Origin of the sequence: Arthrobacter sp. Marseille-P9274, from assembly GCF_946892675.1 — a bacterium.
In the GTDB taxonomy this organism is placed as follows: Bacteria; Actinomycetota; Actinomycetes; order Actinomycetales; family Micrococcaceae; genus Crystallibacter.
This window is the reverse complement of record NZ_CAMPOV010000012.1, coordinates 1-2,348: the sequence shown is the minus strand read 5'-3', so window position 1 is coordinate 2,348 and position 2,348 is coordinate 1. Positions and strand designations below refer to the sequence as shown.

At 52.0% G+C, this 2,348-nt stretch carries 2 protein-coding genes and 1 pseudogene; 1 reads left to right on the top strand and 2 read right to left on the bottom strand.

Annotated elements, in window-relative coordinates:
- Positions 1-39 precede the first annotated feature (39 nt).
- Positions 40-792, bottom strand: coding sequence for an IS30 family transposase (locus tag OC550_RS22240; protein WP_052448284.1), 753 nt, complete (start codon positions 790-792; stop codon positions 40-42).
- A gap of 241 nt (positions 793-1,033) precedes the next feature.
- On the opposite strand from OC550_RS22240, the gene OC550_RS22235 reads away from it, so the two are divergent.
- Positions 1,034-1,849, top strand: coding sequence for an aminoglycoside O-phosphotransferase APH(3')-Ia (locus OC550_RS22235; protein ID WP_000018326.1), 816 nt, complete (start codon positions 1,034-1,036; stop codon positions 1,847-1,849).
- A gap of 424 nt (positions 1,850-2,273) precedes the next feature.
- Here OC550_RS22235 and OC550_RS22230 read toward each other — a convergent pair.
- A pseudogene (locus tag OC550_RS22230) lies at positions 2,274-2,348 on the bottom strand (IS6 family transposase); the annotation flags it as partial.

The following is a 2,348-nucleotide window of genomic DNA, read 5'->3' as shown; positions in this document are numbered from 1 at the left end:
GGCAGGGAGCGATCCCGTTGACGGTGGGAGCCATCTGGCTCAGATTGCATGCCGCGCCGATGGTTGTCGGCGCATGGATATCTGCTGGCCAAAACCCGCCGCTGCTTCCCGACATAGGACGTTGTCCACCGTCAACGTCTTCACCCGCGCAGCCAAGGGCCCCAGTTTGTCCTCAATGGCTTGGCCCACCAGATCAGCGGTCTTGTTGCTGACCTTGGCCAAAACGGCATAGCCGCTCTTGCGCTCTACCAAAGTCACGATGGCCTGCTTGTGTGCTGCGCCAATGACGGTGTCGCCCTCCCAGTGGCCTACCTGCTTGCGCTCTTCAATATGGCCTGGCCGCTCGCTGATCGGGCGTCTGTTGGGGATTTGCCCGCGTCTGTCGCGGCCGTGTAGATAGCGTTTGCGCCGAGGTTTTTGACTGCGCAGGTTCTGGTGCAGCTTGCCACCAGCGGCCTTGTCCGCATAGACACGCAGGTACACGCTCTCGTGGCTGACTGCAACCTTCTGGGCAATCTGCTCAGGACTCCATTGCAGTCCAAGGTAGAACACTACATCGCCCCAGACCTGAGCACTCACGCGTCGGGCGTTGCGGCTGCGCTGCGCTCGTTGGGCTGCCTTGCGGCACGCCTGCTCAGCGCGGTACCCGCGCTGACCACGACCGCGGTTCAATTCGCGGCTGATGGTGCTGCGGCTTCGACCCAGCAGGCGGGCAATCTCGCTGATGGTGTGATTGGCTTTCAAGAGACTGTGGATTTGGTATCGTTCTTCTCGGCTGAGGTGCTTGTACATCGGGCAACTTGGACTTGGCGGTTTGAGCGGCCATGATGCCTTGGCATCCTCAGCCACCCGTCACCGGGTTCATCTTTGTTGCGCTTCGTACTTGAATCCGCCATGGGTTCATGTGCAGCTCCATCAGCAAAAGGGGATGATAAGTTTATCACCACCGACTATTTGCAACAGTGCCGATAAAAATATATCATCATGAACAATAAAACTGTCTGCTTACATAAACAGTAATACAAGGGGTGTTATGAGCCATATTCAACGGGAAACGTCTTGCTCGAGGCCGCGATTAAATTCCAACCTGGATGCTGATTTATATGGGTATAGATGGGCTCGCGATAATGTCGGGCAATCAGGTGCGACAATCTATCGATTGTATGGGAAGCCCAATGCGCCAGAGTTGTTTCTGAAACATGGCAAAGGTAGCGTTGCCAATGATGTTACAGATGAGATGGTCAGACTAAACTGGCTGACGGCATTTATGCCTCTTCCGACCATCAAGCATTTTATCCGTACTCCTGATGATGCATGGTTACTCACCACTGCGATCCCCGGGAAAACAGCATTCCAGGTATTAGAAGAATATCCTGATTCAGGTGAAAATATTGTTGATGCGCTGGCAGTGTTCCTGCGCCGGTTGCATTCGATTCCTGTTTGTAATTGTCCTTTTAACAGCGATCGCGTATTTCGTCTCGCTCAGGCGCAATCACGAATGAATAACGGTTTGGTTGATGCTAGTGATTTTGATGACGAGCGTAATGGCTGGCCTGTTGAACAAGTCTGGAAAGAAATGCATAAGCTTTTGCCATTCTCACCGGATTCAGTCGTCACTCATGGTGATTTCTCACTTGATAACCTTATTTTTGACGAGGGGAAATTAATAGGTTGTATTGATGTTGGACGAGTCGGAATCGCAGACCGATACCAGGATCTTGCCATCCTATGGAACTGCCTCGGTGAGTTTTCTCCTTCATTACAGAAACGGCTTTTTCAAAAATATGGTATTGATAATCCTGATATGAATAAATTGCAGTTTCATTTGATGCTCGATGAGTTTTTCTGATAGTTAGTCTTTGTAGAGACACAAACCTGAAATTCCGGACACCGCGCTTCAGGACATCTCCCTGGACGCCGATATCTGGCAGTATCCGGACGGTACTATCGAACGCCGGGCCAACGGTACTACCCTGCCCTTTATGACTGACGACCGGCTATCTCACCCACGCACTTCTCCCTGAAATTTAGCATCGTCGCGGTTAATGTCGAAAATTTGCCACCTGACGTGGTTGGCATCGAGGGTGAAAACTGCCGTGGCGAGGGTGTTCTCCTCATCCGGATCGTCGGCAGCCAGCCGGTATTCACCGGCATCAATTTTCAGATTGATATCGTGCAGCACCTGGGTGGTGCCGAAATGTTTAGCGACCGCGCTAAATTCGGCACTGTTGCAAAGTTAGCGATGAGGCAGCCTTTTGTCTTATTCAAAGGCCTTACGTTTCAAAAACTCTGCTTACCAGGCGCATTTCGCCCAGGGGATCACCATAATAAAATGCTGAGGCCTGGCC

Excerpts from the sequence above, each read along its gene's own strand:
- OC550_RS22240 (WP_052448284.1), bottom strand. The coding sequence starts at position 792 with ATGTACAAGCACCTCAGCCGAGAAGAACGATACCAAATCCACAGTCTC.
- OC550_RS22235 (WP_000018326.1), top strand. The coding sequence starts at position 1,034 with ATGAGCCATATTCAACGGGAAACGTCTTGCTCGAGGCCGCGATTAAAT.